14 protein-coding genes are annotated in these 15,422 nt (G+C 59.5%); 11 read left to right on the top strand and 3 right to left on the bottom strand.

Annotated elements, in window-relative coordinates:
• The first annotated feature begins 26 nt into the window (after nt 1-26).
• From thrC to AC1RR7_RS29490, 4 genes are all read left to right on the top strand, one after another.
• Nucleotides 27-1,436 (top strand): threonine synthase, encoded by a 1,410-nt coding sequence (gene thrC / locus AC1RR7_RS29505; protein ID WP_096819256.1) that lies wholly within the window; start codon nt 27-29, stop codon nt 1,434-1,436.
• A gap of 119 nt (nt 1,437-1,555) precedes the next feature.
• Nucleotides 1,556-2,929, top strand: a complete 1,374-nt coding sequence (locus AC1RR7_RS29500) for a transporter substrate-binding domain-containing protein (RefSeq protein WP_493158902.1) — start codon at nt 1,556-1,558, stop codon at nt 2,927-2,929.
• A 118-nt stretch (nt 2,930-3,047) separates the two neighbouring features.
• Nucleotides 3,048-3,455 carry a response regulator gene (locus tag AC1RR7_RS29495; protein WP_493158901.1) on the top strand — a complete coding sequence of 136 codons (408 nt, stop codon included), beginning with the start codon at nt 3,048-3,050 and terminating at the stop codon, nt 3,453-3,455.
• Nucleotides 3,456-3,619: 164 nt separating this feature from the next.
• Complete coding sequence (locus AC1RR7_RS29490; protein WP_085729753.1) at nt 3,620-3,901, top strand: DUF3509 domain-containing protein; 282 nt, start codon at nt 3,620-3,622, stop codon at nt 3,899-3,901.
• A gap of 173 nt (nt 3,902-4,074) precedes the next feature.
• On the opposite strand, the gene AC1RR7_RS29485 is transcribed toward AC1RR7_RS29490, so the two are convergent.
• Both AC1RR7_RS29485 and AC1RR7_RS29480 read right to left on the bottom strand, forming a co-directional pair.
• The gene (locus AC1RR7_RS29485; RefSeq protein WP_173861389.1) at nt 4,075-5,055 is read right to left on the bottom strand and encodes a TIGR02285 family protein; all 981 of its coding nucleotides are present in this window, start codon (nt 5,053-5,055) and stop codon (nt 4,075-4,077) included.
• Nucleotides 4,982-6,181: a CaiB/BaiF CoA transferase family protein gene (locus AC1RR7_RS29480; RefSeq protein ID WP_096819264.1), complete on the bottom strand. Its 1,200-nt coding sequence runs from the start codon at nt 6,179-6,181 to the stop codon at nt 4,982-4,984. The genes AC1RR7_RS29485 and AC1RR7_RS29480 overlap by 74 nt, the downstream gene beginning before the upstream one ends.
• 146 nt (nt 6,182-6,327) lie before the next feature.
• On the opposite strand from AC1RR7_RS29480, the gene AC1RR7_RS29475 reads away from it, so the two are divergent.
• The 4 genes from AC1RR7_RS29475 to AC1RR7_RS29460 all read left to right on the top strand — a co-directional run bounded on the left by AC1RR7_RS29475 (nt 6,328) and on the right by AC1RR7_RS29460 (nt 10,597).
• On the top strand, nt 6,328-6,870 hold the full coding sequence (locus AC1RR7_RS29475) for a YaeQ family protein (protein WP_096819266.1): 543 nt from the start codon (nt 6,328-6,330) through the stop codon (nt 6,868-6,870).
• A gap of 54 nt (nt 6,871-6,924) precedes the next feature.
• Nucleotides 6,925-8,634 (top strand): single-stranded-DNA-specific exonuclease RecJ, encoded by a 1,710-nt coding sequence (recJ, locus tag AC1RR7_RS29470; protein WP_493158900.1) that lies wholly within the window; start codon nt 6,925-6,927, stop codon nt 8,632-8,634.
• A 231-nt stretch (nt 8,635-8,865) separates the two neighbouring features.
• Nucleotides 8,866-9,972 carry an NADH:flavin oxidoreductase/NADH oxidase gene (locus AC1RR7_RS29465; RefSeq protein WP_493158899.1) on the top strand — a complete coding sequence of 369 codons (1,107 nt, stop codon included), beginning with the start codon at nt 8,866-8,868 and terminating at the stop codon, nt 9,970-9,972.
• A 91-nt stretch (nt 9,973-10,063) separates the two neighbouring features.
• Nucleotides 10,064-10,597: a GNAT family N-acetyltransferase gene (locus tag AC1RR7_RS29460; protein WP_493158898.1), complete on the top strand. Its 534-nt coding sequence runs from the start codon at nt 10,064-10,066 to the stop codon at nt 10,595-10,597.
• A 12-nt stretch (nt 10,598-10,609) separates the two neighbouring features.
• Here AC1RR7_RS29460 and AC1RR7_RS29455 read toward each other — a convergent pair whose 3' ends face one another.
• Nucleotides 10,610-12,238: a glucan biosynthesis protein D gene (locus AC1RR7_RS29455; RefSeq protein ID WP_102619539.1), complete on the bottom strand. Its 1,629-nt coding sequence runs from the start codon at nt 12,236-12,238 to the stop codon at nt 10,610-10,612.
• Between the two features lie 403 nt (nt 12,239-12,641).
• On the opposite strand from AC1RR7_RS29455, the gene AC1RR7_RS29450 reads away from it, so the two are divergent.
• The 3 genes from AC1RR7_RS29450 (at nt 12,642) to AC1RR7_RS29440 (ending at nt 15,358) form a co-directional block, all read left to right on the top strand.
• The gene (locus AC1RR7_RS29450) at nt 12,642-12,824 is read left to right on the top strand and encodes a hypothetical protein (RefSeq protein ID WP_096819275.1); all 183 of its coding nucleotides are present in this window, start codon (nt 12,642-12,644) and stop codon (nt 12,822-12,824) included.
• A 319-nt stretch (nt 12,825-13,143) separates the two neighbouring features.
• Nucleotides 13,144-14,139, top strand: a complete 996-nt coding sequence (locus tag AC1RR7_RS29445; protein ID WP_192559872.1) for an ATP-grasp domain-containing protein — start codon at nt 13,144-13,146, stop codon at nt 14,137-14,139.
• An 85-nt stretch (nt 14,140-14,224) separates the two neighbouring features.
• A complete protein-coding gene (locus tag AC1RR7_RS29440) occupies nt 14,225-15,358 on the top strand; it encodes a trypsin-like peptidase domain-containing protein (RefSeq protein WP_102619541.1) in 1,134 nt (377 codons plus the stop codon).
• Nucleotides 15,359-15,422 lie beyond the last annotated feature (64 nt).

Below are 15,422 nucleotides of genomic sequence, written 5' to 3'. Positions count from 1 at the left end.
GCGAACACTGTCCATTGGAGTCAGTCATGCGTTACATCAGTACCCGCGGCCAGGCACCGGCCCTGAATTTCGAAGACGTCCTGCTGGCCGGTCTCGCCACCGACGGCGGTCTGTACGTCCCGGAAAACCTGCCACGTTTCACCCAGGAAGAAATCGCTTCCTGGGCCGGCCTGCCGTATCACGAGCTGGCCTTCCGGGTGATGCGCCCGTTCGTGACCGGCAGCATTCCGGACGCCGATTTCAAAAAGATCCTCGAAGAAACCTACGGTGTGTTCTCGCACAACGCCGTGGCGCCGCTGCGTCAGCTGAACGGCAACGAATGGGTGCTGGAGCTGTTCCACGGCCCGACCCTGGCGTTCAAGGACTTCGCCCTGCAACTGCTCGGTCGTTTGCTCGACTACGTGCTGGAAAAGCGCGGCGAGCGCGTGGTGATCGTCGGCGCAACTTCCGGTGATACCGGTTCGGCTGCCATCGAAGGCTGCAAGCATTGCGAAAACGTCGACATCTTCATCCTGCACCCGCACAACCGTGTGTCCGAAGTGCAGCGTCGGCAGATGACCACCATCCTCGGTGAGAACATCCACAACATCGCCATCGAAGGCAACTTCGACGACTGCCAGGAAATGGTCAAGGCAAGCTTCGCCGACCAGAGCTTCCTCAAGGGCACGCGTCTGGTGGCGGTGAACTCGATCAACTGGGCGCGGATCATGGCCCAGATCGTTTACTACTTCCACGCAGCGCTGCAATTGGGCGGCCCGGCACGTTCGGTGTCGTTCTCGGTGCCGACCGGCAACTTCGGCGACATCTTCGCCGGTTACCTGGCGCGCAACATGGGTCTGCCGATCAACCAGTTGATCGTCGCCACCAACCGCAACGACATCCTGCACCGCTTCATGAGCGGCAACCAGTACGTCAAGGAAACCCTGCACGCCACCCTGTCGCCGTCGATGGACATCATGGTCTCGTCGAACTTCGAACGCCTGCTGTTCGACCTGCACGGTCGCAACGGCGCGGCGATTGCCGGTCTGATGGATTCGTTCAAGCAGGGCGGTGGTTTCAGCGTTGAACAGGAACGCTGGACCGAGGCGCGCAAACTGTTCGACTCGCTGGCCGTGGACGATGCGCAAACCTGCGAAACCATCGCCGAAGTCTTCGAACAGACCGGTGAGGTGCTCGATCCGCACACGGCCATCGGTGTGAAAGCCGCACGCGAATGCCGTCGCAGCCTGGATATCCCGATGGTGATCCTGGGCACGGCGCATCCGGTCAAGTTCCCGGATGCCGTGGAAAAAGCCGGTGTAGGAAAAGCTCTCGAACTACCTGCACATCTTTCTGATTTGTTTGAGAGAGAAGAGCGCTGCACAGTTCTGGCAAACGAGCTGAAAGCCGTGCAGGCCTTTGTCAGCCAGCATGGCAATCGCGGCAAGCCGCTTTAAGCCCTGAAAGCTGTCACATTTTGAAGCCCGTCTCCTGACGGGCTTTCTTGTTTTTGCATGCCACACTGCTCGGGTTTCGCCCACGAAGGACGGGCGAGTCGATGACGAAGGATGTGGCAATGCGGTTTTATTCAGGATTGAGGCCAGCGCTGAGCTGGTTGTTTTTGTTGGGGCTGTCGGGGTTTCTGCAATTGACCGAGGCAGCTCATCTGACGATGCATTCAGAAGGGATGGAGTTGAATATCCAGCCCATCGAGCTGGACGCGCAAGAGCGACAGTGGATTCGTGAAAACCCCAGGGTGACAGTCGCCTCGGTGCAATATCCGTTGTATCTGTTTCAGGACGAACACGGTCAGTGGAGTGGCTTGAACAACGATGTGCTCAAGCACATCAGCGCCATGACCGGTTTGCAGTTCGTGCATCAGGAATCGTTCTCCACCAACCACATGCTGGAACGCCTGGAAAGCGGCGTCGCCGACATGAGTACGACACTGGCCATGAACGAGGAGCGCAGGCAGTTCCTCGATTTCAGCCATGCCTTCGGAGGAGCGGGGTGGGTGTTCGTCGGGCGGGCAGGTTTGCCGGCGGTGCAGTCGCTTGACGAGCTGGAGAAACGGGTCCTGGTGTTGCCGGCCAGGCATGCGCTGGAGGACTGTATCCGACGCGATCACCCTTTGATCGAGATACGTTCGGTCAAGACCTACGCCGAGGCCCGGGCGCTGGTGGAGAGTGGCGAGGCTTACGCCACGATTGAAAACGAGATCGGTGCGCAGCTGTTTCCATCAGGCTTGCTCAAGGTCGGTGGTCTGGTCGAGGGCAAGTGGGAGGCGGATCATCTGGCGGTACGCAAAGGCCTGCCTGAGTTGCTGAGCATTCTCAACAAGGCCCTCGGTGCTTTTTCGGCCGCCGAGTTGCGGGCCATGCGCGTGAAGTGGCTGGACGGTATTTCACCTGCACCGGCACCGTCGTTCGGGGCGCAGCTGATCAAGTGGGGATGCTGGGCGATGGGGGCGCTCGGGGTATTGGGCCTGCTTTCGCTGTTTTGGAATCGTCGGCTTGCTACCGAGATAAAACAGCGCCGGGAAGCCGAAAAGGGCTTGGGCGATCAACTGGCCTTTCAGCATGCACTGATCGATGCGATGCCCGACCCCGTGTTCGTGCGTGATCTGCAGGGACGGTTGATCATGTGCAACCGCAGCTATGAAGAAGCACTGGGCGTCCGTTTCGAGCAAGTGCAAGGACGGACGCTGTATGAATTCGATGCGCTTCCGCCCGCCACCTCACTGATGCTGCATGACGAGTTCATGGTGCAACTGCGCACACGCAAGACGCGCTTCAGCAAACGACAGTTGTTGTTCAGGAGTGGCTCCCGGCACATCTATCAATGGACGGTGCCTTTTTACGGTGTCGATGGAAAACTGCGCGGTTTATTGGGTGGCTGGACGGATATCACCCAGCGGCGGACCGAGAGCGGGTGTCGTTGTCCGCAGTGAAGTTGGGAAATGTCCTATAAAGCGTGGCTACTTTTCTGATGGGAGGCTTAGGACGACTGCCCTAGAGTGACAAACCACTGCGGCGAGAAACCGCGATTGTCGTTCCAGAGGTCGTCCAATGCGCTCGCTCAAAATCCTGCTTCTCGAACCCAACCCGTTCCAGTTGATGGCGTTGCACCAGATGCTCAACGCCATCGGTATCTATGACGTGTTGACCGCGCCTTCGCTGAGCGCGGCAAAACGTTCGCTGGTGCGCCGCGGGACTGTCGATATCGCCATCTGCAATCCGCAACTCAAGGGTGGCGAGGGGGTGGCGCTGATCAGGCATCTGGTGGCCCGGCAAGAGGCGCGGGCGCTGATTCTGTTGGGGGTGGTGGCGCCCAGCGTACAGGCCGACCTGGAACCTTTGCTTGGCGATGAAGGGATGAAGCTCCTGGGACGCCTGCACACACCGGTTTCGGCCGTGCTGATGCGCAATCTGCTCGACAGCTATCTGTCGTCGCCCCGACGTCCGGTCACAGTCTGAAGCCATTGGTTATTTTTCTGTCATCTTCACCCTGCATGCTCCGTCAGGCAGGTGACGCTCCGGGAGAGGCCGCCGACATGCAGAACTTTCTTCTCGGGCCGGTGGTCATTTACTGTGGACACGCCCCAGGCACTGTGTTTTCGGACTATTGAGTGGAGATCGAGATGGAAAGTATCAGTCTATTGCTCGGTGAGGCTCTGAGCCCGTATCAGGTGACGCTGACCCCTCGCGGTCTGCAGGGTGAATGCCTGGTGACACTGAAGAACGGCAGTGGTGCCATCATGGTGGAGCGCGAATTCAATCGGGCGCAATTGAGCGACAAGCGCCAACTGACGGATGTGGTCGATGGCTTGCATCGCGACATCCTGATCGCCGAAGGTCGGCTGGAGCCCTGTGTGATTGCAGCGTTGCGCAACGCTGCCCGCGACAAGCACCCGGGTCTCTGAAACTGATTTGTCTTTTGTGGGAACCTTCCTGCACCCGGGTCAGTCAGACCCCATAGCAGCAGGATCAAGCATTGTGCTCCGGTGCTTGTCGCTTGCTGCTACGGGTCTTTGATAAAGACCACGTTTAACCCCGAGTCGTCTCCCCACTTCTCGGGGTTTCTTTTGTCCGGGATTTACTGCGTGGCCTGCTGCTGGAAGAAAATCCGCGCCTGCTCCAGATAGTCCTGACGCCTTTCAGGGTCCAGCCAGTCGGCGTAGAGCTGGTCGAGATGTTCGTGGGGCAGGGTACGCAACAGTTGATCGATTTCGCTGATCGCCTGCCGGCCCTGAGTGGTGTCGGTGCAGCCGACGTGGCCCGAAATGTACTTGCCTGACCCGCGGATTGGGAAGAACTCCAGCTCGTCTTCAGCGATCTGTGCCTGACGCGCCTGATAACGGATTTCCGGCCAGTAACCCAGCACCACCTGCAATCGCCCGAGCCGCTGCATCGACAGCAGACTGCTTAACGCGTCATTCCCGTAATGCGGTGTCAGCGCGCCGCCCGGTGCCTGTCGGAGCAGGCCGTCGATGTATTCGCCATAACTACGCTCGGCCACCACGCCGACTTTTCTGTCGCTGTTGGCCAGGAATGCGGACAGATCGACTTCACCGTCGGAAATGAACGGCGCCAGCACTTCGCGATCTTTCTGACGCACCACCAGGCCATTGCTGACCGCTCGAAATGCCGGGATGGAGAACGCGATCCATTGCGCGCGCTCCTTGTTCCAGATCAGCGAAGGATCACAGGCGAACGGGTGTTCATGGAGCATCTGGATGCCGCGGGCGCGGTTGACCCGCATCAAGGTGTGTTCGTATTGCGGCATGCCGGCAATCAGCATCGGCATCAGTTGATCGATGACGCCCTGGCCCTTTTTCGGGCCTTCGAAAATGGTCAGCGGCGGCAGGTCGCGCAGCAGCCAGATCAGCGTCGGCTTCGCCTGCGCCCAGGCCGGAAGCATCAGCAGAAAAAGCAGGCCGAACAGCCGCCACGTCCACCAGTGGTGGGCGCGGTTGGAGGCTGAGGCCGGTCGGCGCTTCAGCTCAGATGGCTCCGTCTTCGCGCAGCCGGGCGATCTGCTTCTCGTCGTAGCCAAGATCGTGGAGTACCTGCGCATTGTGTTCACCGAGCTGCGGTCCGACCCATTCGGACGTGCCGGGTGTATCAGAGAGTTTCGGCACGATGCCCGGCATCTTGAAGGGTTTGCCGTCCGGCAGTTTGGCTTGCAGGAACATTTCCCGGGCCAGGTACTGCGGATCGTTGAACATGTCTTCGGCGCTGAAGATCCGGCTGGCCGGGACTTCGGCCTGGTTCAGCAGGTCCAGCACGGTTTGCAGCGGCAGCGAATTGACCCAACGATCGATCACCCCGTACAACTCGTCACGGCGGGTGTCGCGCCCGTCATTGCTGGCCAGCGCCGGGTCATTGGCCAGATCTTCACGGCCGATGATCAGCATGAAACGCTTGAAGATCGCATCGCCGTTGGCGCCGATCTGCACATGTTTGCCGTCGGCGCTGGTGTGGATCGACGACGGTGTGATGCCCGGCATGATGTTACCGGTGCGTTCACGAATGAACCCGAACACATCGAACTCCGGCACCATGCTTTCCATCATGGCGAAGATCGCTTCGTAGAGCGCCACATCAACGACCTGGCCAAGCCCGCCGTTGACCTCGCGATGACGCAGGGCCATCAACGCGCCGATCACACCCCACAGAGCGGCAATCGAATCGCCGATGGAAATTCCGGTACGCACCGGCGGGCGGTCTTCGAAACCGGTGATGTAGCGCAGGCCGCCCATGGATTCGCCGACCGCACCGAAACCTGGCTGATCCTTCATCGGCCCGGTCTGGCCGAAACCGGACAGGCGCACCATGACCAGTTTCGGATTCAGTGCGTGCAGGGTTTCCCAGCTCAGGCCGAGTTTTTCCAGGACGCCTGGGCGGAAGTTCTCGATCAGGATGTCGGCTTCACCCAGCAGTTTTTTCAGGATCGCCAGACCGTCGGGGTGTTTCAGGTTCAGCGTCAGAGACTTTTTGTTGCGTGCCTGGACGAACCACCACAACGAAGTACCTTCATACAGCTTGCGCCACTTGCGCAGCGGATCACCGCCGTCCGGCGATTCGATCTTGATCACTTCGGCACCGAACTCGCCGCAAATGCGCGAGGCAAACGGCCCGGCAATCAATGTACCCAATTCGATGACTTTCAGACCGCTGAGCGGTTTGTTGGCGAACGGCATGCGAGATCCTGTAGGACAAGGCTGAACGGATACAGCGTTTTAACATAGCCGGCTGTCAGTCGCGCAAGGTTGATCGCCATCAATTCGTGGATTGCCTACAGCATCGGTTAGACTTGCCGACTTTCCTCGTATCAAGAAGCCCGTTCATGGCCCAGCCGTCCACCACCTACAAATTCGAACTGAACCTCACCGATCTCGACCGCAGCGTCTACGAGAACGTGAAGCAGACCATCGCCCGCCACCCTTCGGAAACCGAAGAACGCATGACCGTGCGCCTGCTGGCCTACGCGCTCTGGTACAACGAGCACCTGTCGTTCGGTCGTGGTCTGTCGGACGTGGATGAACCTGCGCTGTGGGAAAAGAGCCTGGATGATCGCGTCCTGCACTGGATCGAAGTCGGCCAGCCGGATGCGGATCGCCTGACCTGGTGCTCCCGTCGCACCGAGCGCACCAGCCTGCTGGCCTACGGCAGCCTGCGCGTCTGGGAAGGCAAGGTGATCCCGGCGATCAAGAACCTGAAGAACGTCAACATCGCTGCTGTCCCGCAGGAAGTGCTGGAAACCCTGGCCAAGGACATGCCCCGCGTCATCAAGTGGGACGTGATGATCAGCGAAGGCACGATCTTCGTCACCGACGACCGTGGTCAGCACGAAGTTCAGCTCAGCTGGCTGCAAGGCGAGCGCGGCTAAGTCCGCAGCGCTCCCGAAAAATCCCACGTACCCAAGAGAAGCTCCTGTCACCCCATGCGTATCGATCCTCGCCCGTTGCCCGCCACTCTGCCGTTTCTCGGTGATCTGCCACCGTTGCTGACCCGCCTGTACGCGGCGCGGGGCGTGCAGTCCGAGGCGGAGCTGGACAAAAGCCTGGCGCGGCTGATTCCGTTCCAGCAACTCAAAGGGATCGATGCGGCGGTGGATCTGCTGGTGACGGCGCTGGAGCAGCGTCAGCGGATCCTGATCGTCGGCGACTTCGACGCCGACGGCGCGACGGCCAGCACCGTGGGCGTGCTTGGCCTGCGCCTGCTGGGCGCGGCACATGTCGATTATCTGGTGCCGAACCGCTTCGAATACGGCTACGGCCTGACCCCGGAAATCGTCGAAGTCGCGATGACCCGCGAGCCGCAACTGTTGATCACCGTCGACAACGGTATTTCCAGCGTCGAAGGTGTGGCGGCAGCGAAGCGTCACGGTTTGAAGGTCTTGATCACCGACCACCACTTGCCCGGCGATGAACTGCCGCAAGCCGATGCGCTGGTCAATCCGAACCAGCCCGGTTGCGAGTTCCCGAGCAAGGCGCTGGCCGGGGTCGGGGTGATTTTCTACGTGTTGATGGCCTTGCGTGCACGCCTGCGCAGCCTCGGCTGGTACGAGAGCAAGCCACAACCGAACATCGGCGAACTGCTGGATCTGGTGGCGCTGGGCAGCGTCGCCGACGTGGTGCCGCTGGATGCCAACAACCGGATTCTGGTGCACCAGGGCCTGGAACGAATTCGCGCCGGACGTGCGCGGCCGGGGATCAAGGCGATCCTTGAAGTGGCCAAGCGCGAGGCTTCGCGCATTACCTCTACCGATCTCGGTTTCATCGTCGGCCCGCGCCTGAACGCGGCGGGGCGTCTGGATGACATGAGCCTCGGGATTGAGTGCCTGCTGACCCAGAATGCAGAACTGGCCCGGGAAATGGCGGCGCAACTGGACAGCATGAACCAGGATCGCAAATCCATCGAGCAAGGCATGCAGCGTGAAGCGCTGGCACAGCTCAAGGACTTGCCGGTCGAGTCTATGCCGTTCGGCCTTTGCCTGTTCGATCCGGAATGGCACCAGGGTGTCATCGGCATTCTGGCCTCGCGGATGAAAGAGCGTTATTTCCGCCCGACCATCGCCTTCGCCGATGCTGGCGACGGTTTGCTCAAGGGCTCGGGGCGCTCGGTCCAGGGCTTTCATATTCGCGATGCGTTGAGCGTGGTGGCAGCGCAGCATCCGGACCTGATCAGCAAGTACGGTGGCCACGCGATGGCAGCTGGCCTGACCTTACCGCAGGAGAATTTTCCGTTGTTCGCCGAGGCATTCGACGCCGAAGTGCGCAGGCAGCTTCGCGAAGAAGATCTGACCGGCCGCCTGCTGTCGGACGGCACCCTGGCTGTTGAAGAGTTTCATCTGGAACTGGCTCGTGCCCTGCGTCATGCCGGGCCTTGGGGCCAGCATTTCCCGGAGCCGCTGTTTCATGGCGTGTTCCAGTTGGTCGAGCAGCGGGTGGTCGGCGAGCGGCACCTGAAAGTGGTGCTGAAGAGCGAATGCGGTTCGGTGAAACTGGATGGCATCGCGTTTGGCATTGACCGCGATATCTGGCCGAACCCGACAATCAAATGGGTCGAGCTGGCCTATAAGCTCGATCTCAACGAGTTTCGCGGCAATGAAACCGTGCAACTGATGATTGCTCACATCGAACCGCGCTAAGGGCTTTGCGCCCCTTTCTGAAGGGGCGCAGGTGTCTTCAATTGTGCTGTTTCATTTCTGAACCCTCCCTCATCCCCGGATGTCGACTAGGCTCTAAGCACTGCTTGATTGGCCTTGTGACGTCTTGTCGAATTTTTTGCCCGCGGGGGCGGGTGCTGCACCTTTTTCCTGTCACTCGTCGACTTTTCAAACAGAACCCTGGAGCCTGCCCACTGATTTGAGAGGTGCCCCATGAGTCTGCTGCTTGAACCCTTTACCCTTCGCCAACTGACCCTGCCCAACCGCATCGCCGTATCGCCAATGTGCCAGTACTCAAGTGTCGATGGCCTGGCCAACGACTGGCATCTGGTGCATCTCGGCAGCCGTGCAGTGGGGGGCGCGGGCCTGGTATTTACCGAAGCCACGGCGATCACGGCCGACGGGCGGATCACCGCCGAAGACCTGGGCCTGTGGAACGACGAACAGATCGCACCGCTGCAACGCATCACCCGTTTCATCAACGCGCAGGGCGCAGTGGCCGGCATTCAACTGGCCCACGCCGGACGCAAGGCCAGCACTCATCGGCCGTGGATCGGCAAGCACGGCAGCGTCAAACCGGATGACGGCGGCTGGACGCCGGTCGGGCCTTCACCGATTGCCTTTGACCCGCAACATACCCAACCCAAACAGCTTGATGAAGGGCAGATCGCCCAGGTCATCCAGGATTTCGTGGCCGCAGCCAAGCGTGCGCTCACAGCCGGTTTCAGCGTGGTCGAGGTGCATGCGGCGCATGGTTATCTGTTGCACCAGTTTCTTTCGCCGCTGAGCAACCAGCGCCGCGACCAGTACGGCGGTTCATTCGAAAACCGCATCCGTCTGGTGTTGCAAGTAACCGAGGCGGTACGTGCCGTCTGGCCGGAAGAACTGCCGGTGTTCGTTCGTCTGTCGGCCACCGATTGGGTGGAAGATGGCTGGAACCCCGATGAAACCGTGGAGCTGGCGCGACGCCTGAAAACCCTCGGTGCGGATCTTATCGACGTATCGTCGGGTGGCACCGCAGCGAACGCGGAGATTCCGGTGGGGCCGGGTTATCAGACCCGCTTCGCGGAAAGGGTGCGCAAGGAGTCAGGCATCGCCACCGGCACCGTGGGAATGATTACCGAGCCTGCGCAAGCCGAGCACATCCTGCGGACCTGTCAGGCCGACATCATCTTTCTCGCCCGTGAGCTGCTGCGCGATCCGTACTGGCCGCTGCACGCCGACGATGATCTGGGCGGACGCAAAGCGGTGTGGCCGGCGCAATATCAACGTGCGACCCATCGGGATCAGCCGATTCACGAGTCTGATCTGCGGGATTGATTCCGACCTGTCACAAAGCCTATAAAACCCGCCATTGAACCGGCGGGTTTTTTCTTGTCTGCCGTCCTGAATTGCAAAGGAATGGATCGCAATGTTGATCGAACGAGAGCTGACCGAACTCGACTTGCCGCTGCTGGCGCTGATCGACCGCAGTGAGTTGGTCGAGGAGTGCTATCGCGTAGAGAACGGTGAGCTGATTCTGTATCCGGCGCGTTTCGACATGCGCGGCTGGCCCGAAGGGGAGGCGGAGGAGAATGCGCGGGTACTGGAAAAGTGCTGGCGCAACGGCGGTTGGCTACACGGGATTTTCGATGGCGAGACACTGGTGGCGGCAGTGGTTGTGGATAACCGGGTTATTCACAATCAGGGCCTGAAGATGCGGCAGTTGAAGTTCCTGCACATCAGCCGCGCCTGGCGTGGGCAGGGGCTGGGCGGGCGATTGTTTGCCCTGGCCTGCGCCCATGGCCGGGAGATCGGCGCCGAGGCGTTGTACGTCTCGGCGACCGAGTCGCGCAATACCGTGGAGTTCTACCAGCGCCAGGGTTGCCGGTTGCTGGAACAACCGGATCCCGAACTGTTTGATCTGGAACCCCACGATATCCACTTGTACTGCCCGTTGGCCTGACGGCTCAAGCCATCAAGGGTACTTGCGCTTGTCCGGCGCCGGCGGGAAGTACTGGTACAACCAGGTCTCGCTCAGCGTGCGGTCGTTGGTGCGGATGAACAGACGCAGTTCCACCGGTTCAACGCTGTCATTGGTCGGGTACCAGTCGAACAGGATCCGGTAACCCTTGATGTCATCCAGCACCAGCACGCTGAAGTCCTGCACCTTGCCGTTGGAGCAGGTGACTACCGGCTCGATTCCGGTGCCCTGCGGCAGGCGATCCAGACCGCCACCGGTGAAGTCCACGGCGAAACGACGGGCCCAGACTGGCGGGTAATGCTCGCCTGGTGCCCAGCCTTCGACGAATCCACCCATGCCGGAACGGGTCGCATGCACCCGTGCCAGCGGCGTGCCGACCGGCGGCAGAGCGCTCCAGTAGAGCTTGTAGCCGTAGTTCAGCGAATCGCCGGCGGCTACCGGTTTCTTCGGTGTCCAGAACGCGACGATGTTGTCGAGGGTTTCACCGGTTGTAGGGATTTCCAGCAGATCGATAGAGCCTTCGCCCCATGCAGTTGTAGGCTCTACCCACAGGCTCGGGCGCTTGCTGTACCAGTCGACGGTGTCCTGGTAGTTGGCGAATTCGTGGTCGGTCTGTACCAGGCCGAAACCTTTCGGATCGGTGTCGGCGAAGGCGTTGAATTGCAGGGTCGCCGGGTTGTTCAACGGACGGCAGATCCACTCGCCGTTGCCACGCCACATGGCCAGACGATCCGAGTCATGGATTTGCGGATGGATGGTGTCGCACATCCGGCGCTCGTGGGTGCCACAACTGAACATGCTGGTCATCGGTGCGATGCCCAGTTGTTCGATGGCGGTGCGGGCGTTGACGTGGGCATCGACTTCCATCACCACGCGCTCGGCTTGGCAATCGATGTCGAAGCGATAGGCACCGGTCGCGCTCGGCGAGTCGAGCAGGGCGTAGACCACGAAGCGGGTCGCGTTCTGATCCGGGGTCTCGAACCAGAACTTGGTGAAGTCGGGGAATTCTTCGCGTTTCTTGGCGTAGGTGTCGATGGCCAGGCCACGGGCGGAGAGGCCATATTGGCCAGTGGCATCCACCGCGCGGAAGTAGCTGGCGCCGAGGAACGACACCACGTCATGCCGATCCAGCTCCGGCGCCTTGAACAGCTTGAAGCCGGCAAAACCCAGATCGCCCTTGAGCTGCTGGGTGTCGACCGAGGTGTTTTCATAGTTGAACAGCTGAGGGCGGAAATGCACCTCGCGGGCCGTGCGGGTCTTGGGATCGACGCTGTACATGCGCACCGGCTGGCGGAAACCCATGCCGACGTGGAAAAACTGCACATCGAGCTGACCCTTGTTCTCCTTCCACAGCGAATGCTCGCCGTCGTAGCGGATCGCGTTGAAGTTCTGCGGGGTCATGGTCGCCAGTGTCGGCGGCAGCACCTGTTTGGTGTCCTGATAGGCATTGCCGGCCAATTGCTTGGCCTGGCGCTTCAGCGTTTCAAAGTCGAAGGCCTGGGCTTCACCGTCGGCGGCACCGCCAGAGGCGGCCCAGGCGCGTGCGGCAAACAGGCCGGAGGCGGAAAGGCCGGTGTAAGCCGCAATGGCCATGGACGCTTTGAGCAAATTCCTGCGGTGCATAGATACAACCTGTCGTGGACAATCCCGCGCCGTTCCTGGCACGTACTGGATCAGAAATTACGGTTCGGACAAGCCTTCGGCCAAACGCTACGGACTAGTAACAGATGCCCGCTAGCTTAATCCGTTCGCTGATTTTGCAAAATTCATTGATAGCACGGCGACAGCCTCTCAATGAAACAAGACGTTACGGTTACTTATCCCACAGCCTTTTCTGATTTACAGGGCATAACTGCTTATTTCGACTAATTACTCTAAAAACAGCTTTTCAGCGCCGATTTAATTTCTATTCTATGGGTATGGCCGGTCTCGACCCACCCGACCGGCAGGGCTCAAATCGCTGCTTGCAGGAGCAGGGCGAGGCGGTTTCAAAAAAATTCTGAAGTAATGGAAAAGGACATCGTCCATGGCAAAGGTGCAATGCATTACCGAAATGTTGGGAATCTTTCCGTGCCTGGGAGGCAGACGCAGGAAGCGGCTCAACTCTGAAGAGCGCAAATTGGTCGAGCGCTACCGAGAACTGTCGGAAAGTGACCGGATTGCGATGCGCTATCTGGTGGATGCGATGCACAGCGTTTCACGGTTTTGAGGGTGTAATGCATAAGGGGCAGGCGTTGAGTCTGCCCCTTTTTTGTGTGTTTTTCGGCCAGGTGAGCATTGCCCCGGCAGGGAAGCCCGGTAATTTTCACATGCGGAAATGTATTGCTGGTGGACGCTCCGTTTGGCTCGCCAGCAGAATATCAAGAGTGAACTCCCGAATTGATTCAACCCCCCATGTAAAAACTCGAAAACAAATCTACTTCCCAAGGCCTTCGCGCGCCGACTTTGCGGCCCGATGACCCAAATCTGCCATCAGTTGATATTCATCCAGTTACTATTGCGCGGGCGCATCAATCAGCGAGTATCAAATGATCTGGTTTCTAGAAGGGCAATCGAGTCAGCGTGACGTCATCATCGGCGCGCGCGAGGCACTTCCGGCGGATGTAAAAATCTTCGCCTCTCATCGTCAGGATCGCCCTGAAATCACGTCGCTTGCCGACGTCAGTTTTACGGAGCCAAGTGGCAATGAAGAGCGTATCGACTGGGTCATCGCCACTGCAGTAGCGCACAACATCAAACTGATTCTGGCTGGACGCGTCGGTAATGTTTTCGAGATCGAACGGGCGCGCTTTGAACAGGCGGGTCTTGAATTGGTGACTGGCGGTACGTCGATGGCGACCTTCGACATGGTCGACGACAAGAGCCGATTCACCGCCGAAGCAGAGCGTGTCGGCCTGGCTTGTGTCCCGGCGATCACAGCATTGAATGCCGAAGAAATGTTCGCTGCTTACAAAACCCTCTCCGCCAGTGGCGAAGTGTGCGTCAAGCCTGCGGTCGGTATTTATGGCCAGGGTTTCTGGCGATTCAAGGCGGATACCGATCCGTTCCGCTGTTTTGCCAACCCGGATGCGCGTGAAGCCAATTTTGAAACTTATATGCGCGCTTACTGCGAAGCCGAAGCTCCGGCACCGATGCTGATGATGCCGTACATGGCCGGCAGCGAATGTTCGGTGGACATGGTCTGCGAAGCTGGCCGTCCGGTTGCGTTCGTCAGTCGTCGAAAGGCGGGTGTACATCAGACCTTCGAGCGTGAGGGCCCGGCTGTCGAGTTGGCACTCAAGGCTGCCGAGCATTTCGGTTGTGACGGAATCGTCAATGTGCAGACCCGCGACGACGCTGATGGCCAGCCGCATTTGCTGGAAATCAACCCGCGATACTCGGGTGGCATCGGTTACACCCGGGCGACCGGGACCAACCTGCCGGGCATTTTCGCGGCTCGACGGTTGGGCTTGCCGGAGCCTGCGACCGTCTGGAGGGCGAACGTCCGGGTCAAGGGCGTGACCGTGGCGGCTGTGGCATCCTGATATTAAAGCGACATCTATTTTTGCTACAATTTGCCGCGCTGCATGTGAAGCAGCTGGTCGTTAGCAGTCAAGGAGAGATCAGGGAATGATGGTGCTGGCGCCTGGCGCAAATGCCGTAATATCGAGCGCACAGAGTGAATGGACTCTTGAATGCGGTAAGTCCTCGGCTTTCGGGGACTATGCAGCAGTCGCTATATTGCCGGTTGACGAGAAACGCCGCCCGACAGGTGATCCCGCCCTGTTCCAGACCTCCCATGGCTGGATGGAGTGGAAAGGTGATCAGGAAAAGGTCGGCTGTGCGATGAACCTGGCAGAACTGCCGTCAGGCAGCGATCGTGTGCTGATCATCGTCTATACCTTCTCTGCTGCTGGTCCGGTCAGTGATCTGAAGACCCTGCGTTTTCAGGTTGATGGCCAGCTCGATTACAGTCTCGATCTGCGTGATAACGGCGAATCGGCGATCATCATCGGCGAGTTTTACACGCGCAATCAGCAATGGAAGTTCCGGGCTCTGGCTGAAGGTTCAGCTTATGGCCTGGCGGCTTTTGGCCGGCGAATCGGCCTCGATATCAACGATGCCCATCCCAAGGGACGCTCAAGTCCTTCCGAATCCGGACGCGGCAGTGCGACCGGCACCGGTTTTGCCGTTTCGAGAAATCACATCCTGACCTGTGCTCACGTCATCGAGGACATGCAGGAAATTCATATCTCCTCCTTCGAAGGACGTTACCGTGTCGAACCCGTTGTGGTCGATCGGCGCAACGACATCGTTTTGTTGCGAGTGCTGGATTGCCCACCGCTGAAACCGGTGGCGTTCAAGGAAGGTTTTGGCTGCGACCTCGGCGACAACGTTGTGGCGTTGGGATTCCCGCTTGCGGGGTTCGCTGGCGGCGGCGTGCAAGTGACGCAGGGTGGTGTGTCGGGTCTGTTTGGCCTGCACAATGATTCGAGCCTGCTGCAGTTTACTGCCCCGATTCAGCCCGGTTCCAGTGGCAGCCCTCTTTTTGACTCCTCGGGTGCGGTGGTCGGTCTGGTGACCTCAACTCTGCCGGATGCGCAAAACATGAATTTTGCGGTCAAGGCGCCATTGCTCCTCTCATTCCTTGACGCTTGTCGCGTCGAGGCCAGCAAGATCCCTGTCGGCAAATCTTTCACAACAGCGGAACTGGCGCGTGAAGCCCAGGCTTCAATGTGGCGTGTCGAAGCGCGAAATTTCTGACTTCTCTTGATTTGAAACATTTGGTACCGGCGCGCGGTTAATACCCCAGCGCCATTTAGGAATT

The organism is Pseudomonas sp. GW821-FHT11G12 (assembly GCF_058808055.1).
This window is presented reverse-complemented; position numbering and strand designations above follow the sequence as displayed.